Annotated in this window: 18 protein-coding genes and 1 pseudogene; 6 read left to right on the top strand and 13 right to left on the bottom strand. The window is 69.5% G+C overall.

Features of this window, described 5'->3' with window-relative positions; genetic code table 11:
• Window positions 1-46: 46 nt before the first annotated feature.
• The 4 genes from AB0C01_RS16525 to AB0C01_RS16510 form a co-directional block, all read right to left on the bottom strand.
• The gene (locus tag AB0C01_RS16525; protein WP_357251239.1) at window positions 47-931 is read right to left on the bottom strand and encodes an acyl-CoA thioesterase II; all 885 of its coding nucleotides are present in this window, start codon (window positions 929-931) and stop codon (window positions 47-49) included.
• Window positions 928-2,376: a pyruvate kinase gene (gene pyk, locus AB0C01_RS16520; RefSeq protein WP_357251236.1), complete on the bottom strand. Its 1,449-nt coding sequence runs from the start codon at window positions 2,374-2,376 to the stop codon at window positions 928-930. Before pyk ends, AB0C01_RS16525 begins: the two co-directional genes overlap by 4 nt.
• Before the next feature lie 205 nt (window positions 2,377-2,581).
• Window positions 2,582-3,958: an FAD-binding oxidoreductase gene (locus AB0C01_RS16515; protein WP_357251234.1), complete on the bottom strand. Its 1,377-nt coding sequence runs from the start codon at window positions 3,956-3,958 to the stop codon at window positions 2,582-2,584.
• A 133-nt stretch (window positions 3,959-4,091) separates the two neighbouring features.
• Window positions 4,092-4,457 (bottom strand): YciI family protein, encoded by a 366-nt coding sequence (locus tag AB0C01_RS16510; protein WP_088949307.1) that lies wholly within the window; start codon window positions 4,455-4,457, stop codon window positions 4,092-4,094.
• A 173-nt stretch (window positions 4,458-4,630) separates the two neighbouring features.
• Here AB0C01_RS16510 and AB0C01_RS16505 point away from each other — a divergent pair, with 173 nt between their 5' ends.
• Complete coding sequence (locus tag AB0C01_RS16505; protein ID WP_357571522.1) at window positions 4,631-5,503, top strand: aldo/keto reductase; 873 nt, start codon at window positions 4,631-4,633, stop codon at window positions 5,501-5,503.
• A 25-nt stretch (window positions 5,504-5,528) separates the two neighbouring features.
• Here AB0C01_RS16505 and AB0C01_RS16500 read toward each other — a convergent pair whose 3' ends face one another.
• Window positions 5,529-5,921, bottom strand: a complete 393-nt coding sequence (locus AB0C01_RS16500; RefSeq protein WP_357571521.1) for a hypothetical protein — start codon at window positions 5,919-5,921, stop codon at window positions 5,529-5,531.
• 12 nt (window positions 5,922-5,933) lie between these two features.
• The gene (locus tag AB0C01_RS16495; RefSeq protein ID WP_357571520.1) at window positions 5,934-8,141 is read right to left on the bottom strand and encodes a M48 family metalloprotease; all 2,208 of its coding nucleotides are present in this window, start codon (window positions 8,139-8,141) and stop codon (window positions 5,934-5,936) included.
• 162 nt (window positions 8,142-8,303) lie between these two features.
• On the opposite strand from AB0C01_RS16495, the gene AB0C01_RS16490 reads away from it, so the two are divergent.
• On the top strand, window positions 8,304-9,662 hold the full coding sequence (locus AB0C01_RS16490) for a pentapeptide repeat-containing protein (RefSeq protein ID WP_357571519.1): 1,359 nt from the start codon (window positions 8,304-8,306) through the stop codon (window positions 9,660-9,662).
• 7 nt (window positions 9,663-9,669) lie between these two features.
• On the opposite strand, the gene AB0C01_RS16485 is transcribed toward AB0C01_RS16490, so the two are convergent.
• Window positions 9,670-10,245, bottom strand: a complete 576-nt coding sequence (locus AB0C01_RS16485) for a helix-turn-helix domain-containing protein (RefSeq protein ID WP_357571518.1) — start codon at window positions 10,243-10,245, stop codon at window positions 9,670-9,672.
• A 207-nt stretch (window positions 10,246-10,452) separates the two neighbouring features.
• Between AB0C01_RS16485 and AB0C01_RS16480 the strand changes: the two genes are divergently transcribed.
• Both AB0C01_RS16480 and AB0C01_RS16475 read left to right on the top strand, forming a co-directional pair.
• Window positions 10,453-11,919, top strand: a complete 1,467-nt coding sequence (locus AB0C01_RS16480; protein WP_357571517.1) for an MFS transporter — start codon at window positions 10,453-10,455, stop codon at window positions 11,917-11,919.
• 105 nt (window positions 11,920-12,024) lie between these two features.
• Complete coding sequence (locus tag AB0C01_RS16475) at window positions 12,025-13,011, top strand: SEC-C domain-containing protein (RefSeq protein WP_357571516.1); 987 nt, start codon at window positions 12,025-12,027, stop codon at window positions 13,009-13,011.
• Window positions 13,012-13,150: 139 nt separating this feature from the next.
• Here AB0C01_RS16475 and AB0C01_RS16470 read toward each other — a convergent pair whose 3' ends face one another.
• Complete coding sequence (locus AB0C01_RS16470) at window positions 13,151-13,417, bottom strand: helix-turn-helix transcriptional regulator (protein ID WP_357251211.1); 267 nt, start codon at window positions 13,415-13,417, stop codon at window positions 13,151-13,153.
• Between the two features lie 100 nt (window positions 13,418-13,517).
• Between AB0C01_RS16470 and map the strand changes: the two genes are divergently transcribed.
• Together map and AB0C01_RS16460 are read left to right on the top strand one after the other, a co-directional pair.
• Window positions 13,518-14,336: a type I methionyl aminopeptidase gene (gene map, locus AB0C01_RS16465; RefSeq protein ID WP_357571515.1), complete on the top strand. Its 819-nt coding sequence runs from the start codon at window positions 13,518-13,520 to the stop codon at window positions 14,334-14,336.
• Window positions 14,337-14,445: 109 nt separating this feature from the next.
• Complete coding sequence (locus tag AB0C01_RS16460; protein ID WP_357251207.1) at window positions 14,446-14,892, top strand: nitroreductase family deazaflavin-dependent oxidoreductase; 447 nt, start codon at window positions 14,446-14,448, stop codon at window positions 14,890-14,892.
• A 9-nt stretch (window positions 14,893-14,901) separates the two neighbouring features.
• On the opposite strand, the pseudogene AB0C01_RS16455 reads toward AB0C01_RS16460, so the two are convergent.
• From AB0C01_RS16455 to AB0C01_RS16435, 5 genes and pseudogenes are all read right to left on the bottom strand, one after another.
• A pseudogene (locus AB0C01_RS16455) lies at window positions 14,902-15,305 on the bottom strand (hypothetical protein).
• A gap of 175 nt (window positions 15,306-15,480) precedes the next feature.
• Window positions 15,481-17,709, bottom strand: a complete 2,229-nt coding sequence (locus tag AB0C01_RS16450; RefSeq protein WP_357571514.1) for a DUF262 domain-containing protein — start codon at window positions 17,707-17,709, stop codon at window positions 15,481-15,483.
• Window positions 17,710-17,749: 40 nt separating this feature from the next.
• Window positions 17,750-19,222 carry a class I SAM-dependent DNA methyltransferase gene (locus AB0C01_RS16445; RefSeq protein ID WP_357571559.1) on the bottom strand — a complete coding sequence of 491 codons (1,473 nt, stop codon included), beginning with the start codon at window positions 19,220-19,222 and terminating at the stop codon, window positions 17,750-17,752.
• 23 nt (window positions 19,223-19,245) lie between these two features.
• Window positions 19,246-20,781 (bottom strand): restriction endonuclease subunit S, encoded by a 1,536-nt coding sequence (locus AB0C01_RS16440; RefSeq protein ID WP_357571513.1) that lies wholly within the window; start codon window positions 20,779-20,781, stop codon window positions 19,246-19,248.
• Entirely contained in the window at window positions 20,778-24,269 is a 3,492-nt protein-coding gene (locus tag AB0C01_RS16435; RefSeq protein WP_357571512.1) for a DEAD/DEAH box helicase family protein, read from the bottom strand. Before AB0C01_RS16435 ends, AB0C01_RS16440 begins: the two co-directional genes overlap by 4 nt.
• Window positions 24,270-24,489: the final 220 nt, after the last annotated feature.

Below are 24,489 nucleotides of genomic sequence, written 5' to 3'. Positions count from 1 at the left end.
GGGCGTCAGCGCCGCCCGGGGTCTGCCGGGGACGCCACCGACGGTGTCAGGCGCCCACGCGGCGCAGCAGGCCCTCCTGGACGGCACTGGCGATCTGCTGGCCGTCCGTGGTGAACATCCGCCCGGTGGCCAGCCCCCGCGCGCCGGACGCCGACGGACTCAGACAGTCGTAGAGGAACCACTCGTCGGCGCGGAACGGCCGGTGGAACCAGAGCGCGTGGTCCAGGCTCGCGCCGACCAGCCCGCCCGGCCCCCACACCTCACCGTGTGCGGAGAGCACCGAGTCCAGCAGGGTGAGGTCCGAGGCGTAGGTGAGCGCGCAGGCGTGCAGCAGCGGGTCGTCGGGCAGTTTGCCGTCGATGCGCATCCAGACGCGCTGGTGCGGGTCGGCCGGCCGGTCGCCGGGACGGACCCAACCGGGCTCGCCGACATAGCGCACGTCGATCGGTCGCGGGATCTGACCCCACATGCCCAGCCGCTCCGGGTAGCGGGAGAGTCGGTCGGACATCGTCGGCACGTCCTGCGGCGGCGGCACGTCCAGGGGGGCCGTGACCTGGTGGTCCAGGCCCTCCTCGGCCCGCTGGAACGACGCCGACATGAAGAAGATCGGCTTGTCGTGCTGCAGGGCGACCGCGCGGCGGACCGAGAAGGACCGGCCGTCGCGGATGTTCTCCACCTGGTACGCGATCGGCTCGGCCGGGTCGCCGGGGCGGACGAAGTAGCCGTGCAGCGAGTGCACGAACCGCTCCGGGTCGACGGTGCGGCCGGCGGCGACCAGGGCCTGACCGGCGACCTGGCCGCCGTACACCCGTTGTGGGCCGACCGGGGGGCTCATCCCCCGGAAGGCCATGTCGCCGGTCGGGTCGAGGTCCAGCACTTCCAGCAGCTGGTCGACCGCCGCCTGGCCGACCGCGACCCGACCGTCGCTCACTGCAGCGCCCGCGCCGACGCCGCGTCGACCAGCGAGCCGAGCTGGTGTACGCGCAGCGTGTTGGTCGAGCCGGGGGTGCCGGGCGGGCTGCCCGCCACGATGACCACGTAGTCGCCGGGGTTGGCCCGGTCGAGGCCGAGCAGCGCCTGGTCGACCTGGCGGAACATGTCGTCGGTGTGCTGCACGAACGGCATCAGGAACGTCTCCACGCCCCAGGTGAGGGCGAGCTGGTCGCGCACCTCGGGGACCGGCGTGAACGCCAGCAGCGGCAGGTCGCAGTGCAGGCGGGACAGCCGTCGGACGGTGTCACCGGTCTGCGAGAAGGCGACCAGGGCCTTGGCGTTGATCGCGCGGGCGATCGACGAGGCGGCGACGGTGAGCGCGCCACCGTGGGTACGCGGGTCGTGCTGCAGCCGGGGCACGCCGATCGAGCCGGCCTCGGTGGTCGTCACGATCTTGGCCATGGTGCTGACGGTCAGCACCGGGTACTTGCCGACGCTGGTCTCGCCGGAGAGCATGACCGCGTCCGCGCCGTCGAGCACCGCGTTGGCGACGTCGGAGGCCTCCGCCCGGGTGGGGCGGGAATTCTCGATCATGGAGTCGAGCATCTGGGTGGCCACGATGACCGGCTTGGCGTTCTCCCGGCACAGCTGCACGGCACGCTTCTGCACCAGGGGGACCTGGTCCAACGGCATCTCGACGCCGAGGTCACCGCGGGCGACCATCACGCCGTCGAAGGCCAGCACGATGGCCTCGAGGTGCTCCACCGCCTCCGGCTTCTCGACCTTGGCCAGCACCGGGCGGTACACGCCCTCCTCGGCCATGATGTTGTGGACGAGCTTGATGTCCTCGGCCGAGCGGACGAAGGACAGCGCGACCAGGTCGACGCCCAGGCCCAGGGAGAAGCGCAGGTCCTCGGCGTCCTTGTCCGACATGGCGGGCACGCTGACCGCCACGTTGGGCAGCGAGACGCCCTTGTTGTTGGAGACCGGGCCGCCCTCGGTGACCAGGCAGCGGATGTCGTTGCCGGTGACGTCGGTGACCTCGACGGCGACGCGGCCGTCGTCGATCAGCAGGCGGTCACCGGGCTTCACCTCGTGCGGCAGCTTGGTGTAGGTGCAGGAGACCCGCTCCTTGGTGCCGAGGATGTCGTCACCGGTGATCACGACCGAGTCGCCGGTACGCCACTCGTGCGGGCCGTCGGCGAACCGACCGAGCCGGATCTTGGGGCCCTGGAGGTCGGCGAGGACGGCAACCGGCTTACCTGCCGCCTCGGACGCCTCCCGGACCAGTCGATAGACCGCCTCGTGGTCGGCGTGACTGCCGTGGCTGAAGTTGAGCCTCGCCACGTTCATGCCGGCCTCGACGAGACCCCGGATGCGCTCCGGGGACGAGGTGGCGGGACCAAGGGTGCAGACGATCTTCACACGGCGTGTCACGCCCATCAGGCTAGTCTCTCCTTCAGGTCGGACGCGGGGCCGACCCATTGCAGGCAGCGGAACAGGTGTCCAACGACGCGCGGCGCGCGTCGGACCGGCGGGCGGAACCGCACCGGGAACGTTGTGGCGACGGGCAACGGCGACCGCGCGCGGGGAATCGTACGCCTCCGGTGCCATGCGCTGTGGGGGTGCTCCCGGCGACGGCCCGTCATCAGTGCCCCGACGGGGGCAGGGTGGGCACCGCGGTGAGCAGCTCACGCGGGTCGTAGCGGCGCTTGGCCCGGCGCAGCCGCGCCCAGTTCGCGCCGTAGGCGAGCCGGACCCGGTCGGTCTCCTCCGGGGCGAGCAGGTTGGGATATCCACCGGGCAGGGCGTGCGGGGCGAGCGCCGCCGAGGTGCGCTCGGCCCACTCGCGGTGCGGCCCGGCCTGCTCGCCGGGCGGCCAGACCGCGATGATCTCGGTCAGCAGGTGGTCGCCGCGCAGGCCGAACGCCGTGTCGGCGAGCCGGACCCGGGTGGCCGCGCCGTGGAAGTGGTGCACGGCCAGCGCCGAGAACGGGGAGCTGACCTGCCGGGCCGCGTCGACGAGCACGTCCGCCGCGCTGTCGGTGAGTGCGGGCAGCCAGCGGGTCCGCAACAGGTAGTGGTTGCCGTCGACCATGCCGCCGTCGAACATCCGCAGCGCTTCCGCGTACGGCATCGGGGCGATCTGGTCGACGAGTGGGGTGCCCAGAGCGCGCAGCCGATCCATCCACGGCAGCCCGGCGTCCAGGTCCGGGCCGCTGTAGAACGGGCAGACGAAGATCACCGGTTCGCCGGCCGGGCCGGGCAGGAAGCCGGTCATCACGGTCAGCTCGTCCGGGGCCTCGGCGACGAGCGCGCCGTAACCGCGCAGCACGGCCGGCGCCTCGGCCAGCGGAAACATGATCATGCCGGCCAGCACGCCGGGCAGTCGATGCGCGCGGAAACGCAGCTCGGTGACCACGCCGACGTTCCCACCGCCGCCGCGCAGCGCCCAGTACAGCTCGGCGTCGTGCCGGGGGTCGGCGGTGACCCGGCGACCGTCGGCGAGGACCACCTCCGCGCCGAGCAGATTGTCCAGGGTCAGACCGAACCGACCACAGAGCGGACCGTACCCGCCGGCGAGGGTGAGCCCGGCCATGCCCACGTCGCGGACGACGCCGGTGGGCACCACCAGGTCGTACGGGCGGGCGGCGGCGAGCAGCTCGGCCGTCGTGGCACCACCGCCGATGGTCACCGTGGCCGCGTCCGGGTCGACCTGGACGGCGCGCAGACCGGTCAGGTCGAGCACCAGGCCGCCGTCGCGCAGGGCCCGGCCGGCCCAGTCGTGCCCGCCGGAGCGGACCGACAGGGGCAGGTGACAGCGGGCGGCGATGCGGACCGCGTGGGCCACCTCGTCGGCGTCCTGGCAGTGCGCCACCAGCACGGGTGTGCGCTGGACCGCGCCGTTCCAGAGCGTCGTGGTGGTGGCGTACGCGGGATCACCCGGCTCGTACAGGCGGTCGCCGAACAGGGCGCGCAGCCGGGTGGTGGCCCTCGCGACATCGGGGGTGGCGGCGGAGATCATGGCGACTCCTCGACCGGGGCCGACCCATGGCTTCCGGGTGCGCCCCGGCGGCGGCCCTCGCTGGGCGCGACCGTAACACCGGCAGGCCGTCGAGCGCCGTCGCCATCACGACAGCCACCGATTGACCGACCAGTCAGCTTTCCGTCTTGACCAGCGGAAACTCCAGTGAACCGGCCGGGCAGAGGAAGGTCAGCACGTCCACCCGGTAGAGCCCGGCCTGCACCGCCGGGTCGGCCTCCAGCACGCTGCGGACGTCGTCGACGCTGCCGGTGCGGGCCAGACCGAAGCCGATCGGTGGCTCCGGCTCGCGGGCCGGCCCGTCCACCGAACCGGCTACCAGGATGATGCCGCTTCGCTGGAGCGCCTGCATGTGCTCGGCGTGCTCGGCCTGCAACCGCTGCACGGTCTCGGCGGGCAGGACCCGTCCGGCCGCGCCGGGATAGATCACGATGCACTCGTACGTGTCGAGCGCGAAGTTGACCTGCGGCACTCCCGCCATGGGTGCTCCCTCCGCCGCCGCGCCGAACGGCACGGGCCCCGCCAGCGTCGCACGGACATCCCGGTCGTACCGGGCGCTTGCCGGCAATCCCCCTCGACCCGCACACGGCGTGTCCACGCACACAGTCGGCCAACGGGCGGCATGCCTGTCGACGTGCGGGGGATGATCTACCCATGGCGACAAACATCAGTGAGCAGCCCGCGAAGGCGTCCGGCACGTACCGGATCGGCGGAGACGTCACCGTCAACCGGCTCGGTTACGGGGCGATGCAGATCACCGGCCCCGGTGTCTGGGGCGACCCGAAGGACCCGGCGGAGGCGGTCCGGGTCCTGCGCCGGGCCGTCGAGCTGGGCGTGACGTTCATCGACACCGCCGACTCGTACGGGCCGTTCGTCTCGGAGCTGCTGATCCGCGAGGCTCTGCACCCGTACGCCGACGACCTGGTCATCGCGACCAAGGCCGGGCTGACGCGCTCCGGCCCGGGCGACTGGCGTCCGGTGGGCCGCCCGGAGTATCTGCGCCAGCAGTGTGAGCTGAGCCTGCGCCACCTCGGCCTGGACTCGATCCCGCTCTACCAGTTGCACCGGATTGACCCGAAGGTACCGCTCGCCGATCAACTGGGCGAGTTGGCGCTGTTGCAGCAGGAGGGCAAGATCCGACACATCGGGCTGTCCGAGGTGAGCGTGGCGCAGATCGAGCAAGCACGCGCGATCACCACGATCGCCTCCGTGCAGAACCTGTACAACCTCGCCAACCGCAGCGCCGAGGACGTGCTGGAGTACTGCGAGCGCAACGACCTCGCGTTCATCCCGTGGTTCCCGATCGCCACCGGTGAGCTGGCCCGCCCGGGCGGCCCGCTGGACGCCATCTCCACCGCCCACGGCGCGTCGCCCGCGCAGCTCGCGCTGGCCTGGCTGCTGCGCCGCTCGCCGGTGATGCTGCCGATCCCCGGTACGTCCTCGGTGGCGCACCTCGAGGAGAACGTGGGCGCGGCCGACGTACGGCTCACCGACGACGAGTTCGAGTCGTTGGCCAAGGCGAGCTGACCCGCCGGTGCGGACGCCGCCGGTGTCAGTCGGCGGCGTCCGGGCCGGGCTCCCGGGCGGCCCGCAGCGCCTCGGTCGCCTGGGCCAGCAGGTGAGCCGAATCGGTGCGTCCACTCACCTGTAGTTCCACCTCGGTGTCGCCGGCCTGGATCCGGACGCTGGCCTCGGTGCGCTGCTGGTCGACCCAGGACTGCAACAGGTTGAACAGGCCTGGGAGCAGCCCCTGCGCCAGCACCGCGATGATCACCGCGTCGGTGAAGCCCGGCCGTCCCCCGCCGCCGCCGGCCTGGCGGATCACCGGCCGGTACTGCGGGTTGCGCTGGATCCAGTCGAGCAGGGCGACCGGCGGTGGCTGCCGGTGCCGCGGGCTGATGGTCAACCGGACGGGTTGTCGCGCGGCGGTGTCGCTGTCGGTCACGGTCTCTCCCGGTCAGTTGGTGGCGGGGCGGAAGGCGATGGTGTCCCCGTCGGCGGTGGCGACGCCCGCCACGGTGAACTCGTCCTCGTCCGTGAACGGGGTGTTGGTGCCGAGGTACGAGGTGGTGGTGCCGCTGGCCTGCACCCGGCCCTGGCTCTCGCTCGGGGTGAGGACCTGTGCGCTGGCCGGGCCGGTCAGTTCGACGGCGATCTTCGGGTACTCCAGGATCTTCCAGGTGACCTTCTGCGCGGACCCGCCGTAGTAGCGGAACGGGCAGCCCGGCGGCGCGGCGACCGTCTGCGTGGCGCACTCGTCCAACCAGGCGCGTACCTGGGCCTCGACGGCCTCGCCGGCCGTCGGCTTGAGCACCGGGGCCAGTTGGAGGGCCGCCGTGCTCTGCCCCGGGGCGACCGCCACGATCTCGCTCGGCGTCTCACTGAGCGCGGTGGCCGGGCCGGTCGCGGTGTACTCACCGGGCAGCAGCACCAGTGCGGGACCCTCGGCGGCGCCCGGCAGCGCCACCCCGTTGAGCTGCACCCCGGGGCCGGCGATCGGGGTGTCGAGCGAGGTCAGCCCACCGCTCACCTGCCAACCGTGGAAGAACCCGAGGGTGGCCTCGTCGTCGCGGCGCAGGGCGACCTCGGTGGTGCGCCGCTCCCCGGCCAACCGGTACGCCACGGTGGCGGTGGCGCTGTCGCCGTCCCGGTCCATCTTGGTGATCTCAACGTCGGTCGGTGGTCGATAACCCTTGTCGCGCACCAGTTGGGCGAGCAGCTTGCGGTCGGTGACGCCACTTCCGTCGCTCCGGAAGCCGAGCGCGGCGTCGCTGTCCCGGTCGGCGAGTGCGGCGAAGTATCCGTCGACAGTCGCCTGCGGCCGGAAGAACGCCCACTGCACCACGCCGAGCCCGCCGGTGCCGACGCAGGCCGCCAGCACGAGGGCGCCGACCAGCAGCCAGGTGCGGCGGGTGCCCACCGGGCCGGAGTGGCCGAACAGCCGCTCGACGGTGACGGGTTCGTCCGCGGCGGCGGCCACCGCGGGCGCCGACGCCCGCTCCAGCGCGTCGAGCCGCAGCTCGTGCGGGGGGTGGGTGGCGCAGACCGCCTCGTCCCAGCCGCTGCGGCCGGTCTCGAAGGACAGTCGCCGCTCCAGGACGCGCCGCATCCCGTCGACGTGCCCGGTGAGCACGGTGCCGAGGTCGGCCCGGTACTCGGCCGCCCGCACGTCGCGGGCGTGCAGCGGCAGCACCACGTAGCGCATGGTGAGCAGCACCGGCCAGAAGAACAGGAAGACCACGAAGTTGGTGCCCGGGTGCGGGAACGTCCGCATCAGCCAGGTCGGCAGGGCGTGTGCGAGGGTCAGCGGCAGGCCGACACCGCGGACGAAGGCGCTGGTGATCTCGTCGCCGGTGCGCCAGTGCACCAACTCGTGGCTGAACAGCGCGGCGACCTCCTCGTCCGGCTCGGTCAGCACCGCGGTGGTGATCACCACGTGCCGCGCGTACGTGCGGGCGTTGCTCAGGACCGGGTCGTCCTCCATCAGCAGCCGGGGCACGCTGTGCAGGCCGAGCCGCCGGGCGCACTCGCCCAGCACGGGGCTCAGCCGCGCGTACTCCCGGCGGCTGGGCTGGCGGGCGCCGGAGACCACCAGCAGACGCGGTTCCAGCAGCACCCGGTAGAGGGTGTAGAGCACCCCGATCAGCGCCGCCGCGGCCACCGTGCCGACCAGACCGGTGACCACCGTGAACGCCCCGTCTTCGGCACCCAGCCAGGGCGCCACGAGCACGGCGAGGAAGCCGATCAGGAACCCGGCGACGAAGCCGGTCACGCCGCCGAGCACCCCGCCGGAGCGGGTCAGGAACGCCTCCAGCAGGGAGCCGATCAGCGGGGCGTCGCGCAGCACCTGGGGCACCTGGTCATCGGCGCCCAACCCGCCGACGAAGAGCCCGGTGACGGCGAAGGTGAGGCCGCTCCAGAACGCCAGGAGCAGCGCGAGCGGTAGGTAGAACCAGGTGGCGACGAACGCGCCGAGCACGCCCCGCCAGTCCCGCAGGATCCCGGCACGCAGCCAGACCAGCGCACTCGGATAGCCGGGCGGCCGGTCGGCGAACCCGCCGGTGGGTGGTGGGGCGGCGGCGGTCGGTGGCTCGGCCGCCCGGACGTCGAGCTGCGGCACGGTCGGCGGGGTGCCCTCCGGGGGCACGCTGTGCGGCTCGGTCATGCGCGCTGCTCCTCTGGGACGTCACGTCTGTCCCAACTGGACAGCGGCAGCAGGCTATCGAGCACCTCTGATGTGCGGCACCCCCTTTCCCAGGAACGTCGCCCACCCGACATTCACCGTCGCGCACCCCCGGGTGGTGAGCGCGAATGGCATGCTGTGGCCGTGGTCGCCGACGAACCTCCCGAGCGCCAGTTACGGGTGATGCCGTGGTGGCTCGTGCTGGTCGGTCTGCTGGTCGCCGCCGCCCTGGGCTGGCTGGTGCTCGACCTGCTGCTCGCCGAGGCCGACCGGGCCAGCCAGCCGGACACCCGCGCCACGCTGCGCATCGACGCGATCCGCACCGGCCTGACCGTGGTCGCCGGCACCGGCGGAGGGTTGGCCCTGCTGCTGGCCGCCCGTCGCCAGTGGATCGCCGAACGCGCGCAACGGCACCAGGAGAGCGTCGCCGCCCGCGACCAGGCACACCGGGACCGGGTGCAGGCGCACGCCGAGTCGGTGGCCGAGGCGGCGCAACGCCAGCAGGACCGGCACTCCGGTGCGGCCGAACACGACGCGGCCGAGCGCCGGCTGACCGAGCTCTACACCCGGGCCGTCGAGCTGCTCGGCAACGACAGCGCGGCGGTACGCCTCGGCGGCCTGCACGCGCTGGAGCGCCTCGGTCAGGACAACCCGGGGCAGCGCCCGACGATCACGGCGGTGCTCTGCGCGTACCTGCGGATGCCGGCGCCGGACGGCGAGCCGCGCGAGACGGAGGTCCGGCGCACCGCGCAGAGCGTGCTCACCCGGCACCTGCGCGCGGACGACGCGGCCCACTGGCCGGAGGTGGTGCTGGACCTGACCGGCGCCGCGCTCGTCGACTTCGACGCCACTGGCTGCACGCTCGTCGACGCGACCTTCACGGCGGCGACGTTCACCGGCACGACCACCTTCGCGGGCGCGACGGCCCGGGGGCGTCTCCTGCTCGGGGCGGCGACCTTCGGCGACGTGGCCTTCGACGGGCTCGCGGCCGATGGTGAGGTCCTGCTGGACGGCGCTCGCGTCGGCGGTGTGGCCAGCTTCGACGGGGCCGCCTTCACCGGTGGCCTGTCCTGTCGGCGGTCCACCTTCGCCGACCTGACCTCATTCCGCCGGACGGTCTTCGGTCAGCCGACCAGCTTCGACGCGACCCGTTTCGAGGACGCCGCCACCTTTCAGGAGGCCGTCTTCGACGCTGCCCTGTCGATGGAGCACACCGAGTTCGGCCGGTCGGCCACCTTCCACTCCGTCCGCTTCCGGGGCATGGCGTTGTTCCGCTGGACGGTGTTCGGCGCGGAGGCGTTGTTCGACCGGGCCCGCTTCACCGACGCCGCGAACTTCGGCCGGTCCCGGTTCCACCGCATGACCAGCTTCCGCGACGCGGAGTTCAGCCGGCCCCCGCAGGTCGATCAGGCCAGGGCGGTTGTCGACCCGGGTCACCGCTGGCCGACGGGCACGGTGGTGGAACGCCTCGACGACGAGTGGCTGCTGCTGGTCGACCGCTGACGCCGGGTCAGCGCACGGTGGCGCGCAGCCCGTCCAGGGCCACACCGAGCACCCGGTCGCGCTGCTCGGGTGACGGGAACTGGGCCATGGTGAGGCCGCTGATCAGGCGCACCACGTCGTCGAAGCCGACGTCGGCACGGACCACGCCGGCATCCTGGGCGCGGCGCATCAGCGGCTCGCCGGCGGCGTAGATCTCCGTCCGGCAGCTGGTGAAGATCTCCGAGTCGTGCAGCAGCTGCTCGGCGAGCGCCCGCTTGGTGGCGACGTACGCGACGAACCGGTGCAGCCAGGCGACGAGCGCGTCCCACGGGGGCAGCTCGCCGAGGTCCTCGGCCGAGCGGCTCAGCGCCCGGACCTCCTCGACGTAGACGGCCTCGAAGAGGTGCCGTCGGCTGGGGAAGTTGCGGTAGAGCGTGCCGATGCCCACCCCGGCCCGCCGGGCCACGTCCTCCAGGGAGGCAGCAGCGCCGTGCTCGGCGAACGCCTCGCGCGCCGCCGCGATCAGGGCGTCGTAGTTACGCCGCGCATCGGCCCGCTTGGGCCGCTGGGCGAAGACCTCGGGCGCCTGCCCCGCGCTGGTCATGACGTGCGTCACCTCACCCTGGTTGCATCCGGAGGCAACCCTCCGCTAACTTAGTGGAGGCACCCCTCCGGAAACCCCGGAGGCCTGCCTCCGGTTAGCTTACCTCGGGGTCCGCCCGATCGCCGCCTGGCCACCCGATCGCCCGGACCCGACAGCCCTGCCCGTCGCAGATGACGGGCTCAGTACGTACTCAGGGAGTTCTCTCTCGTGGCAGCAACCTCCCGGCGCAGCTCGCGCCGGCTCACCTTCACCGTGCTCGCGGCCGGTGCCGGGTTCTTCGCGATGCTCCAGTCGCTGATCACCCCGGTGCTACCGACCATCCAGCAGGATCTGCACACCTCCCAGAACACCGTGACCTGGGTCCTGACCGCCTACCTGCTCTCCGCGTCGATCTTCACGCCGATCCTCGGACGGGTCGGCGACATGGTCGGCAAGGAGCGGATGCTCGTCGTCTCGCTCGCCGCGCTCGCGCTCGGCTGCCTCCTGGCCGCCATCGCGCCGAACATCGGCGTGCTCATCCTCGCCCGGGTCGTGCAGGGCATCGGCGGAGCGGTCTTCCCGCTGTCGTTCGGGATCATCCGCGACGAGTTTCCGGCCGCCCGGGTCTCCACGGCCGTGGCCTCCATCTCGGCGATCGTCGCCGTCGGCGGTGGCCTGGGCATCGTGCTGGCCGGCCCGATCGTCACCACGCTGGACTACCGCTGGCTGTTCTGGATCCCGATGGTCGTGGTCGGGCTGACCGCCGTGGCCGCACACCTGTTCGTCCCCGAGTCGCCGGTCCGGACCCCCGGGCGCATCGACTGGCGCGCCACCCTGCTGCTCTCCGGCTGGCTGGTGGCGCTGCTGCTGCCGATCAGCCAGGGCGCGACCTGGGGCTGGACCTCCACCCGGGTGCTCGGTCTGCTGGCGCTCGCCGTGGTGCTGCTGGTCGGCTGGCTGGTCGCCGAACTGCGCTCGAAGAACCCGCTGATCGACATGCGGATGATGCGCCTGCCCGGAGTCTGGACCACCAACCTGGTCGCCCTGCTCTACGGCGCGTCGATGTTCTCCGTCTACGCGTTCCTGCCGCAGTTCGTGCAGACCCCCACCGCCGCCGGTTACGGCTTCGGGGCGAGCATCAGCCAGGCCGGTCTGCTCATGCTGCCGATGCTCGTCGCGATGTTCGTCGCCGGCCTCGTCGCCGGCCGACTCCAGTCCGTCTTCAGCGCCAAGGCGCAGCTCGCCACCGGTGCCGCGTTCAACGTGGCCGCCTCGGCGATGCTCGCCGCCGCGCACGACACCCGCTGGGAGGTCGCCATCGCCGGCGGCCTGGTCGGCCTCGGCATCGGTCTGGCCTTCGCGTCGATGGCCAACCTGATCGTCGGCAGTGTGCCGGCCAGCCAGACCGGCGTGGCGACCGGTATGAACGCCAACATCCGCACCATCGGAGGCGCGATCGGCGCCGCCGTGGTCAGCGGCGTGATCACCGCGCACCCGCAGGCCAACGGCCTGCCCCGGGAGGCCGGCTTCACGACCGGGTTTCTCGTCCTCACGGCCATCGCCCTGGCCGCCGCGCTCGCGGCCCTCGCCGTCCCGTCCGCCCGGCGGGCGTCGGCCGGTCGCCGGCCGTCCACCGCGACGATCGTCGAGTCGGAGCTAGCCGGCGAGTTCGCCACCATGCCCGCGACCCGCTGACCGTTCGTGACACGGCCCGGGCGGTTCGCCGCCCGGGCCGCGCCATGTTCCGGAGTACGCTGGCCGCTCCCCCACCCACCGCCCGTCGTCTTTCAGGATGCGCCCATGTCCGAGTTGCTGACCGCCGACCGCATCAACGAGATCGGCAACCTGGGCTTCGAGAGCCCGGACCCGGCCGCGCTCGTCGCCGAACTGGTGGGCGCCGTCGACGAGGGGCGCGTCGCGGACCCGGACGACACCGGGTACGCCCTGCTGGTCGCCGTGGACATCCTGGAGCAGGCCGGCGACCTGGCCGACGCGCTGGCGCTGGCCACCCGCGCCGTCGCCGAACAGCCGGACGACAACGCGTACGCGCGCGGGGTGCGCGGCGGCCTGCTGCTGCGCCTCGGGCGTACCGACGAGGGCATGGCCGAACTGACCGCCCTGCGTCCGCTGCTGGAAACCGACCCCGACTCCATGTATCTGATCGACGAGCTGGCCGAGTCCGGCCACAGCGACACGGCGCTGGAATGGCTCACCGGGGCGCTGGACGCCATCCTGGAACGGACCCGGACCCAGCAGCACGCATCCGAGGACGCCCAGGACGAGGCCGCCGCCATGATCTACGGCCTGGCCCAGCAGCGACACGACCTGCGCGAAGAACAGGGCCTACCGCACGACGAGTACGACAACCTCGCCGACCGCCTGCGCGCCGCGAGCGACCACGCGCTCGACGCCCTCGACGACGGCCCGGCGACGCTGCTGTTCTGGCCGCAGACCGAGTTCACCGCGCTGCTGTTGCGCTGGCCCACCCTCGCCGACAGCTACCCCGCCACGTGGGACGAGCACCGCGCCCAGATCGAACGCGCCCTCGTCGACGCGTCCGCGATGGGCGGCGCGGACCTGGGTGTGGCCGTCGGCACGGTCGCCGACCTGGCGGCCTTCGCCGACAGCGAGGGCAGCGACCCCACCGACGAGGAAAACCAGGACGAGTACGCCGACTCGCTCACCGGCCCCGACCTACGGGCCTGGCCGCCCGGCCGCAACGACGCGTGCTGGTGCGGATCGGGCACCAAGTACAAGAAGTGCTGCCTGCCGCGCTCGCGCGGCTGACGGTGTGCTCGCCGCCCGCGCGGCTGACGGTGCGCGTGCCGCTCGCGCGGCTGACGGTGTGCTCGCCGCCCGCGCGGCTGACGGTGCGCTTGCCGCTCGCGCGGCGGGCCGGTGGGTGTCGTGCTCGCGCGGCCGGCCCTCAGGACGCTTCGCGGAGGCGCAGGTCGGCCAGCCACACCTCGGCCAGGTCGCTGAGCTGGACGCCGAGGACCTCACTGAGGCAGACCACCGTGCCGAACGCGGGCGCCGGGAGCCGACCCACCTCGATCTTGCGGAGCGTCTCCGGCGAGATGCCGGCCGCCAGGGCCACCTCGACGAGGGGACGGCCACCTCGCGCGACCCGAAGCGCCGCACCGAGACGTTGACCCGCGGCGATCTGCGCGGGGGTGAGCGGTGGGCGAACCATGTGAGCAGGATAGATCTGCCGTCGCGGACCAGCAACGCCATCCGGGCGGACGCGCCGAGGCGTGGTATAAATATACCGCTACGGACAGGGAGGGTTGGTCGTGATCGAGCTTAAGTCCCCCGAGGAAATCCAACGGATGGCCGTGACCGGCCGGTTCGTCGGCGAGTTGCTGGCGGAGCTGCGGGAGGTCGCCGCCGTCGGGGTCAACCTGATGGACCTCGAGCGCCACGCCCGCCGTCGGATCAAGGAGCGGGGCGCCGAGTCGTGCTACTGGGACTACGCGCCGTCGTTCGGCCGCGGCCCGTTCCGCAACGTCCTGTGCCTCTCGGTCAACGACGCCGTGCTGCACGGCCTGCCGCACGACTACGTGCTGCGCGACGGTGACCTGCTGAGCATCGACATGGCGGTCGGGATCGACGGCTGGGTCGCCGACTCCGCGCTGTCCGTCATCGTCGGCACCCCCAGCCCGGCGGACCTCAAGCTGATCGAGGCCACCGAGGTCGCGCTTGCCGCCGCGATCGACGCCGCACAGCCGGGCAACCAACTCGGTGACGTCTCCGCCGCCATCGGCGAGGTCGCCCACCGCTACGGCTACCAGGTCAACAACGAGTTCGGCGGACACGGCATCGGCCGTACCATGCACGAGGCCCCGCACGTCGCCAACAAGGGCCGCCCCGGCCGGGGCATGACGCTCAAGCCCGGTCTGACGATCGCGATCGAGCCGTGGTTCTGCCGCGGCACCGACAAGATCAAGTTTGACGAGGACGGGTGGACGATCCGGTCCGCGGACGGCTCACGCACGGCCCACTCCGAGCACACCGTCGCGATCACCGAGGCCGGCCCCCAGGTGCTGACCACCCGCCCCGGGCAGGGCACCCGGCCGGCCGACCGCAGTGGACAGTCCACCGCGACGTCCTGAGCGGCGCACCTCCGACCAGCCCGCCTCCGAACCGGCCCCACCTCCGAACCGGCCGGCGCACCTCCCAGCCGGCCCACCTCCGAGCCGGCCCGACGAAGGAGACGATGCCGTGACGGCACCGGAGCAGCACGAGACGATCGAGGACAGCCCGGTCGGGTGGGTCGCCGAGCACATCCGGCGCTACGTGCAGACCGACGGCGCGGACGGCGACACCTTCTACGGCGTACCGTCGCTGCTGCTCACCACGCGCGGACGCCGCACGGGCAAACTGCGCCGCACCGCATTGATGTACGGCCGCGACGGCGACAACCACCTGCTGGTGGCGTCCAACGGAGGCGCCAGCACGCACCCGGCCTGGTATCTGAACCTGAGCGCCGACCCGACGGTCGAAGTGCAGGTCGGCGCGGAACGATTTACCGGGCGGGCGCGGACGGCGACGGGCGAGGAGCGGGCTCGGCTCTGGCCCGTCATGACGAAGGTCTTCCCGACGTACGCCCGCTACCAGAAGGGCACCGACCGCGAGATCCCCGTCGTCGTGATCGAGCGGGCGCCCTAACCGGGCGCTCTAGCCAGGGAAGCGGATGACCGGAAGGTCACCGCCGTCGCCGTACGCCTTGACCTCGCTGGTCAGCACCGCGGCGTCGTGCTCCAGCACAGCCATCACGGCAGCGGCCAGGTCAACTCGACCGGTGACGACGCGCCAGTACGCCAACTCCTGCCAATCCTCACCCCAGGTGGGCAGCACCGCCCAGGCGGGACGTCGAGCAGTCGGTGCAGCGCCGCTCGATCGCCCGGATCGTCCGCCACCGCCAGCACCTCGGCCGCCCCTGCCGCCGGCACACCGAATCGAACGCCGTCCTGAGCGACCTCGTGGATCGGCTCGGCAACGTCCATGGATCCCGCCACGTAGGCGAGCAGCGCGGACCGATCCAGTATCAGCCGGACCGAGGGCGCGTCGGGACTCGTCATGCCGCCGGAGCCTGGCTGCCGGAGCCGTCGAGCATCTCAGCTGCCGCCCGGCGGGACCGGTCACGCAGGGCGGCGCGTCGCCCAGGCGACCATTCCTGCTCGACTTTAGCGCTTTGGACCCTGGCACGGGCCTGCCCCTCCGCCGTCACGGTCATGATCGGACTGAGCGAGCACCCTACGTCGCCACCTCAAGCAGGCCACGCGACAACGCATCCGCCCGCACATCATGCAGCGGCGTCAGGCTGTCGCCCCGCCGCACCTTCCATGCGCTCCAGCCGTTGATTGTCGGCTTACCGGTGGCAGTCGACCCGGCCGGGGAGGGTGACTCGAACGCTTCCCCGCTCTCCAACTCGATTTGACCGGCTTCATTCATATGCGCGAGGTAACGATCGCGCTTGTAGGTGAGAACCAACTCCTCACCAACGCTGAGCGCCCCGACAGTGACAAGTCTTGCGACGGTAACGCCACCGAAGTGAGCCCGGGTACGTCTGGCTACGGCGGCAGACACGCGCTGAGCAGGGACAGCGACAGGAACGTCGCTCTGCTCGATCACGTGCCGCGCGACAGTGGGCGGCAGGTTGAAACCGAGCCGCTTCGGGTCCCAAACGATCTCGCATAAGCGCTCGTAGAGCTGCTGTCGCAGCTCGATGGCTGACATGTCGAACCTGGCCACCGGATGGAAGATCTTCTCCAGCCGATATTTCTTGATCACTCCCTCCGTGAAGGGTCGGTTACGTTCCTGGGTAGCTTTGTGCAGCGACGCCGCGAGGTGATTCTGGCCGCGGTACCATTCGATTTTCTGCTCATACGGGGCGTCCTGATAGCTGGCGTTATGAGACTTCCTGAGCAGCAGCAGCGCGCCGATCCGATTGCGCTGCACCCTGAAGACCGACTCGGTCTTAACCTCGGGCTGGTGACGTTCGAACTTGTTCGCCCAAATATGTTCGATCTCGAACGGCTCATCCTTGTCGAGATACCGGGCGATCTCGTTCGGTCGGCCACACTCAGTCTCCACGAAGGCCGTCAGTCGTGCGAGCAGGTACCTGACCTGAGACCGGTTGTCCGCTCGCAGCCCGTACCGCTTGACCCCGGTGAAGTCGACATCCAGCTCAGCTATGCGCCGCCCCAGCACCTTCGCCACAGCATCGATGTCCGGACAGGCGCGAAGATCGAGAATCACCGGCAGGACGTGGGTGTCCAGATCATCCGGCTTTCCGATCCGGTTGTTCACGGCCATCCGGACGAACACCAGGTCGAGGTAGGCGGCAACCAGGAACGCCTTCTCTCGGAACTGGGCGTCGGTGTCGTCAGGGTCGATCGCGGCCAGCAGGAACGGCATCTGGTCGATCTCGTTTTTGGCATTATGAAACAGCGGTTCGAGACTGGGCTCCAGGACGCTCGTCGCCGCGTGCAGCGAGGCGTACCGCCCGGAGAGGCGCGCCAGATCGTGTTCGATGAAGCGCGCGAAATCCGGCGCATAATTCAGGTTCATTCGACGCGAATCATTCTCCTGCACCCAGCCGTGGAACGATACCGTGATGTCGGCGACCTCGTCGGCGCTCTGTGCGTACCGGCCGATGAGCAATGCTTGAAGAAACTTTGCCGCTGCCTGCGGGGCGTGATTGTCGACCCTGGCCAGGATGCCACCCCACGCCTCCCCCAACCGGGCCAGGTTGTGGCCGTTGCTGGCGCGTCGCAACAGGAAGCTCTTCAGAAGATCAGCGGGACCGAGCTGTACCCCCCGGTCGTTCATTGTCTCAAATATCTCCCAGCCCTGCCGGCGATTGTTGGCGTTGATGCCGACAAGGCAGACCCGGTTGAGCAGCCAATGAATGAAAAGCGGTAGGGCTTCGTCGCGGACGGATTCCGGCAGCAGCTCGTCAAGCTCCTGGCTGCGTTCATGAAGGTTCTTGACCGACGGGCTCGCGTCGGCGGGCAACGAGAACGGTTTATCTTCGAAGATCGCATCAAGGACAGGGGTCCGCTCATCGGAGCGAATCGCGTAGGCTCGCTCTCCGAATGAGCTGTCAGCAATGAGCGGCTCCAGGGCACCGACGTCGCCCCGATACTCGGGCCGCTCTGCCTCCACCGCGAGCCGGCGCAGATGCAACAGCAGCAGGTGCAGTGTGGTTATCCGTTGCTGTCCGTCGACAAGCGACGCCACCTCGTCGTCCTGGTAGTAGACAAAGGGCCCGAGGAAGTACGGCCGATAGCGGCGCACCGCGCGCCGTTCATGGCCAGGCATCCAGTCTTCAGCGAAGTGGTCAGTCAGGTCGTCGACCAGCGCTTTGACGTCTTTCCGGCCCCAGCTGTACTCGCGCTGATATGGATCTAGCCGGAATTTCAGGAGGCTGAACAGCTCCTTGATCGTGAAGCCGTCACCACGGATGGGAGAGTCGGTCACGTCACCACCTTCATCGCACCAGCGCTAGAGAGCGGACAAGTTAGCTGGGATTCGGCTGCACCTTCGACGCCGTCAGGGCTTCCGCGATGGCGGCGAATTCGCGCAGCGCCGCCTCCAGGTCCTCGACGATCTCCTGAGCGATCACTTCCGGCGGCAGCAGCGCGTCGGCGTCCTCCAGGGAGGCGTCCTTGAGCCAGGTGATGTCGAGGTTCACCTTGTCGCGGGCGATCAGGTCCTCGTAGGGGAACGCCCTGAACCGCTCGGTCTCGACCCGCTCGGCGCGGTCCTTGCCCGGCAGGTAGCAGTCGACGAAGTCTTGGAGATGTTCGTGGCGCAGCGGGTTCTGCTTCAGCGTGAAGTGCTGGTTGGTGCGGAAGTCGTACACCCAGAGTTTCTGGGTCCACGGCTCCTCGCGGGCGCGCTTGCGCTCGAAGAAGAGCACGTTGGCCTTCACCCCACCGGCGTAGAAGATGCCGGTGGGTAGGCGGAGCATCGTGTGCAGGTCGTACTGCTTGAGTAGCCGGCGGCGGATCGTCTCGCCCGCGCCGCCTTCGAAGAGCACGTTGTCCGGCAGGACGACGGCGGCCCGGCCGTCGATCTCCAATAGCGAGGCGATGTGCTGGACGAAGTTGAGCTGCTTGTTCGCGGTGGTAGCCCAGAAGTCGTTCCGCTCGATCTCCCGTTCCTCGCGGGTGGAGCGGCCGTCTTCACCGATCATGCGGATCGAGGAGCTGCGGCCGAACGGCGGGTTTGCGAGAACCAGGCTGTAGCGGCGGTCCGGCTCCTTGCCGAGCGCATCCCTGATCGCGATCAAAGAGTCGCCGCTGGGCGTGCCGATGCCGTGCAGCAGCATGTTCATCGCGGCTAGTCGAGCGGTGCCGTCGACCAGTTCGGTGCCGGTAATCGCGCCGTTGGCGAGGCGGCGACGCTGATCCGGCGTGAGGGCACTGCCGTGATGCCGCTGAATGAAATCGAACGCGGCGAGCAGGAAGCCGCCGGTCCCACAGGCCGGATCGGTGATCGTGTCGTCGGGGGTTGGTTGCATGCAGTCAACCATCGCGGCGGTCAGCGCACGTGGGGTGAAGTACTGGCCGGCACCGGACTTCGCGTCTTCGGCGCCTTTGGCGAGCAGTTCCTCGTAGGCGTCACCCTTGACGTCGACGCCTGCCTGCGACCACTTCTCCTTGTCGATCAGGTCGACGATCAGCCGCTTGAGCTTTGCCGGGTCCTGGATCTTGTTCTGCGCTTTGCGGAAGATCGTGCCCAAGGTGCCACCCTCCCGGGCCAGACCAGTAAGGATGTGGCGGTACTGCACCTCCAGGGCGTCGCCCTCGGCGTCGAGCAGCGTCTGCCAGCTCAGCTCGTCGGGAACGATCTGCTCGGGCCGGATTGACCGATTGGCGCGCTCGTCGGCCATCTTGAGGAAGAGCAGGAACGTCAACTGCTCGACGTAGTCGATGGTCGAGACGCCGTCGTCGCGCAGCACGTCGCAGTAGTTCCACAGCTTCTGCACCAACCGGCGCGAATCCACAGTGCTCACAGCGGTAGTGCCTCCTGGTGGTAGTTGTCGCCGGTCACCCTGGTCGGCGGAGCTGCCAGCTCGTTTCGAGTACGGATCGAGCGCGCCTTTTGTCGGGGAGCAGCGGCTGCCCGTTCAGCTCGTATTCGGGCGAGCAGATCCGAGACAGGTTCGTCGTTTGGATCCTGGCGCACGATGCGGCCAGAAAACGCCTCCATTAATACTTTCCTACGCAACACCTTGGCTTCTGCGCTCGCGAGGCTTACAGCCGCCAACATTGTCTCCTGCTGCGAATTAAGCTCAAGCATGCGCGTAACGATCTCCCGCTGCTCATCGAAGGGCGGCACCGGAAATGGAGCCTCTCGGAGATCACCGATATTAACGCCCTTAACCGCGACGCCTCTAGCTACCCGCCGAAGATGTCTCTGAAAGAACGCGCTCCTCAGATATATGCAAGCGAAATCAGGGTCAACTTGATCGAGGAATGCCAAGCGAGCCGTATCTTGAGTTATATTCGCACCTACCAGCACAGGTGGCACTCGCACAATCCTGCCGTATGTTCCCCGAATGGAGACCAACACGTCTCCCGAGGCAAGCCGAGATCGAGCGTACTGCGCGTCGATATGAGAGCTGGTCCGATGCAGATCATCTAGCGCCAGGCGATCACCCCGCATGTTGATTACGCGAATGTAGGGGATGCCGTCGGAGACGTGCGGCCCAGGCTTTAGGATCCCGTAGGAAATCGTTCGGGCTGGATGTGTGACCTGCTCAAGAGACATCACGGCCCAATGCTCAGGGAAGGGGAGCTCAGACTCCACCAGCGGAGGAAGGGGATCCGGACGGCCCCTACCACCAACCTGCACCAAAGACTGCCGACCGTTGAGGATGTCTCGCCGAACCCGTTGCGCATCTCGCAAATCCCCTGCCTTATCAGACAAAAGACCACTGGCAGCATCCGACAGACAGGACTTCTTGAACCGATGGAGTCGGATGGTGGCCGCTTCCAGCAAAGCTACGCCAGCGGCCAGTTGGGACAAATGATCGTCAAGAGCAGCAACAATGCGGCACTGTTCGGCAAGCGGCGGCAGCGGTATCAGCAACTCCTCTAGATAAGCACGAGGAACGCGACGAAGACCCACCGCTCCTGTCATAACGGACTGCGCCTCGCGCCTGATGCCAGGTTGCAGCAGAAAATTACACAGATAGCTAGGATCAATCGCACCGTTACTGCGCAGCGCGAATAGTTCCGTGCTGCCAAAGGCCCGGCCTCCAACAGTGCCACGGGCCACGGCGATCTTGCCATTCTCCATACAAGGAGTGACTTTTGCGAACAGCACATCACCTTCCTGAAACGGAGTGAGTGTGCGCTTCTTGACATCGCCGTACCGCGACGTCTGCGACGGATCCATTCGACCAGATTCAGCCTCGACCGCAGCCATCGGAACAACTGAAACCATGTCATCGTCGCCTGGCTCGCGGTCGAAGCGGCGAGGATTGATGGTGACCAGGTCACCCAAAGGCGCTAACGTCCAGCCTGCCGGCAGTTTGGTCACGCAGACAGCTCCTGGTTCAGCTCATCGAGCAGCGGCTCGGCTCGCTTCCCGAACGCGCCCGCGTACCCGTCGATCCCGCCCCGCTCACTGAACGGCGCGCCCTCCAGGTCGTCCGGGGTGATCTCCACGCTGACCGCTATCACGTTCTTGATCCTTTCCAGCCACCATGCCTGATCGGCAGTGAACGTAGCGCCCGCCTGCTCCTGCCGGAGCAGCCACCCACGGAAGCGCTCCTCGACGAGGCTCCGGTAGGGACGCAGCTCCTGATCGAGCCCCAACTCATACCGGATGAGGCTGACAAGATCCGTCGTGCTTCGGGTGCCGGGCGCCTCCGCGGTGCGACCGAGGAGCACGTACGACTTCCACAGCGACTCCGGCGTCCACGCCTGCGGGGGTCGCGCAATCCGCGCCGCCAACTCTTTGAGCTGGTCGTACCCGACCCGTCCCCGCCCCTCGAAGAAGACCTGCAAGGCGGTGATCTCGTCGCGGTGCTCTTCCAGATAGTCGTGCCAGCTCTTCACGGTGATCTGGGCACGCTCCTCGAGCGGCACACCGGCCGCCGAGATCAGCTTGTCGGCGTTCACCTCGTCGATGGTGATGTCGTGCGCCCTCCGGATTTCCAGGATGCGTTCGCGCAGTGCCGGGTTAGCCGCGAGCGGACGTAGCGCGCCGGCCAGCAGGTCGCGGACGGCCTCCGTACCAGCTTCCTTGGCCGGGTTGAGCTGTTCGGGGGCGACAGCGTCGACCAGGCCCCGCACGATGCCGGTCAGCGGCTGGTCGGCGAGGTCGGCCAGTTCGGCGCGCTCGTCGTCGGTCAACTGCTGGTCCAGGCGGGCGAGTCGGGCGGCGAGCGTGGCCACCTCGTCCGGGTCGGCGGTCAGCGTGCCGGCCTTCTTCAGCAGATCGCGCAGCGAGATCTGTCGTTCGGTGTGCCGTTGCAGCGGCACGGCCTCGTCCAGGTCCGCTTCGGTGACGCCCACCGCATCCACGATGACGAACCGGTCCTTCACCTCCGCGTCGGGCGTGACGGCCTGGAACTCGGCAGCGTCGATGGTACGGGCGCCGCGACCTTTCATCTGCTCGAAGTAGGTGGCACTGCGCACCGGCCGGAGGAAGAACACACACTCCAGAGGCCGTACGTCGGTGCCGGTGGCGATCATGTCGACGGTCACCGCGATGCGAAGCTCCGGGCTGTTGCGGAACGCCTGGATGAGGGTGTCCGGGTTGTCACCTCCCTTGCGGGAGGCGTAGGTGATCTTCGCGGCGAAGTCGTTGCCCCGCCCGAAGACGAGCCGGACCATCTGCACGATCTCCTCGGCGTGGTTGTCGTCCCGCGCGAAGATCAGCGTCTTGGGCACGGTCGAGCGGCCGGGGAAGATCTCGGTGAAGAGCTTCTCCCGGAACGTCTCCAGCACCAGCTTGAGCTGCCCCTTGGAGATCACCGACCGGCCGACCTGGTTGCCGCCGTACGTGAAGTCGTCTTCCAGCTCCTGGTATCGCTCGGCCCGGGTGCGACGGTCGCGCAGCGGCACGACGGTGCCGGCCTCGATGTCGGCGCCCTTCTCGGTGATCTCCGTCTTGATCCGGTACACGTCGAAGCTGACGTTCACCCCGTCGGCGACGGCCTGCTCGTAGGTGTACTCCGAGACCAGGTTCTGCTGAAAGAAGCCCAGCGTCTGCTTGACCGGCGTGGCGGTGAGCCCGACCACGAACGCGTCGAAGTACTCGATGACGCCCCGCCACTTGCCGTAGATCGACCGGTGGCACTCGTCGACCACGATCAGGTCGAACGTCTCGGGCGGAAGCTGCCGGTTGTAGGTGACATCGGCCGGCTCGTCCAACTCGTAGTCGTCGTACGCCCGGTCGTCGAGATCCACGTCCGGCAGCTCGTCGCCGCGCAGCGCCCCGTACAGCCGCTGGATGGTGGAGATGACCACATTCGAGGAGTCGAGCATTCCCGCGCCGGAGAGCCGGTCGACGTTGTACAGCTCGGTGAACTTCCGCCCGTCGTCCGGGGTCTGGTAGCCCGCGTACTCCCGCAGGGTCTGCTTGCCGAGGTTGTTGCGGTCGACCAGGAACAGGATCCGCGCGGCGCGGGCGTGCTTCAACAGCCGGTAGCTACTGGTGACCGCCGTGAACGTCTTGCCGGCACCGGTGGCCATCTGGATCAGCGAACGCGGATGATCCTCGGCGAGGGAGCGTTCCAGCCCGTCGATCGCGTCCACCTGGGCGGGCCGCAGGCCGAGCCGGTCCAGCGCGGGCATCCGCCGCAGCCGGGCACGCAACGTCGGTGCCGCCGGGTCGTCGTCGGCCTCCCGCATCCACCGCGCGAACGTCTCCGGCCGGTGAAAGGCAAAGACCTCACGGGTACGGGGGAACGGGTCGAGCCGGTTGACGAAGGCGGTCTCGGTGCCCGTGGCGACGTAGCCGAAGGGCAGCGGATCGTCCCGGTGCCACGCGGCGAGCTTCTGCTCAGCGGTGAGCCCGTTGAGGTAGCGGTCGAGCTGCGCCTCGACACCGCGCGGCGCGGTCCCCTCCCGCTTGGCTTCGATCACGCCGACCAGCCGCTGGTTGACGTAGAGCAGGTAGTCGGCCCGGCCCGCCGCCAGCGTCACCTCGCGGACGGCGACGCCGGTGCCCGCGTACAGGTTGATCTGGCTCTCGTCCTGGACGATCCAGCCGGCCGCGCCCAACTGCCGGTCGATCTCGACCCGGGTCTGCATCTCGTTGAGCGGTTCGTGCGAGGCACGACGGGCGCGGGCGATGAACTCCTCGCGCCGGGCGGCGGAGACCTTGGTCGTCGCCTTGCTGTCCAGCGCCGCCTGCTCCGCCTCGGCCGCCGGCTTGAGACTCGCCACCAGCACAGCAGCCTGTTCGCGGCGGGCGTCGGCATCGCGAACGGCGCGATCCGCGGCGACCATCGCATCCGCCTGGGCCTGCGCCAGCGACGCCTTGCCTTCCAGCAGGAGCTTGGTCTGCGCCAATTCGTCCTTGTAGCGCTGGATCTCCGCCTGGAGCCCGTCAGCGATACTCTGCGACACCTGCTGAGGCGGCGGGGATGGGGGCACGAAGCCGAGCGGAGTCCGGTCGCCGGTCAGAGCCCGATGGAACCAGACCCCCAGCTCGAAGCAGGTCCGGAGCATGTCCAGCGCCGCACGCACCTCACCCAGGTGATCGTGTACGGCCTTGTTGCCCTGATCCCGGAGACGGTCGAACGCGTGGTACGTCTCCGCCACGAGCGTGCCGTCGCCATACAGGGCCTGAACCCGGTGGTAGAAGTCGTTCTTCTGTGGCCTCGCGCCGGTGCGCCGGACGAGATCCTTGGCCATCTCGTCGCCGAACGCGCGGATCTTGAACATCGCGGCCTGGGCGTCGACATAGACGAGCAGCTCGGCGCCTGCGCCGTACCAGACCAGTAGCGGGTGTTCCTTGAGGAACCCGAAGTTGGCGGACTGCTCTGCCAGACGTCGTACCTGTCGAGGATCCACGACACTCCACATGGCTAGCCTGCGGTGAACACGTCAGGATAGGGACGATCACCGCTTTGCACAGCCCGCACCACGCGCGGTGACAGCTTTCCGACAGCAGCAACCCTGATCAGGTGCAGCTGGGTGGGTCGCGTGAGACGCCTCCATCGGGCATCCGAGCCTTCCTTACGGGCCTGCTTGAGCGGGCCTATCGCCCTTCAGCGCTCGTTCCTGTCCAGTA

It is taken from the genome of Micromonospora sp. NPDC048905 (genome assembly GCF_040649655.1).
In the GTDB taxonomy this organism is placed as follows: Bacteria; Actinomycetota; Actinomycetes; order Mycobacteriales; family Micromonosporaceae; genus Micromonospora.
This window is presented reverse-complemented; position numbering and strand designations above follow the sequence as displayed.

Coding starts and splice junctions, on each gene's coding strand:
- pyk (WP_357251236.1), bottom strand. CDS start 2,376: ATGGGCGTGACACGCCGTGTGAAGATCGTCTGCACCCTTGGTCCCGCC.
- AB0C01_RS16515 (WP_357251234.1), bottom strand. CDS start 3,958: ATGATCTCCGCCGCCACCCCCGATGTCGCGAGGGCCACCACCCGGCTG.
- AB0C01_RS16510 (WP_088949307.1), bottom strand. CDS start 4,457: ATGGCGGGAGTGCCGCAGGTCAACTTCGCGCTCGACACGTACGAGTGC.
- AB0C01_RS16505 (WP_357571522.1), top strand. CDS start 4,631: ATGGCGACAAACATCAGTGAGCAGCCCGCGAAGGCGTCCGGCACGTAC.
- AB0C01_RS16495 (WP_357571520.1), bottom strand. CDS start 8,141: ATGACCGAGCCGCACAGCGTGCCCCCGGAGGGCACCCCGCCGACCGTG.
- AB0C01_RS16485 (WP_357571518.1), bottom strand. CDS start 10,245: ATGACCAGCGCGGGGCAGGCGCCCGAGGTCTTCGCCCAGCGGCCCAAG.
- AB0C01_RS16475 (WP_357571516.1), top strand. CDS start 12,025: ATGTCCGAGTTGCTGACCGCCGACCGCATCAACGAGATCGGCAACCTG.
- AB0C01_RS16470 (WP_357251211.1), bottom strand. CDS start 13,417: ATGGTTCGCCCACCGCTCACCCCCGCGCAGATCGCCGCGGGTCAACGT.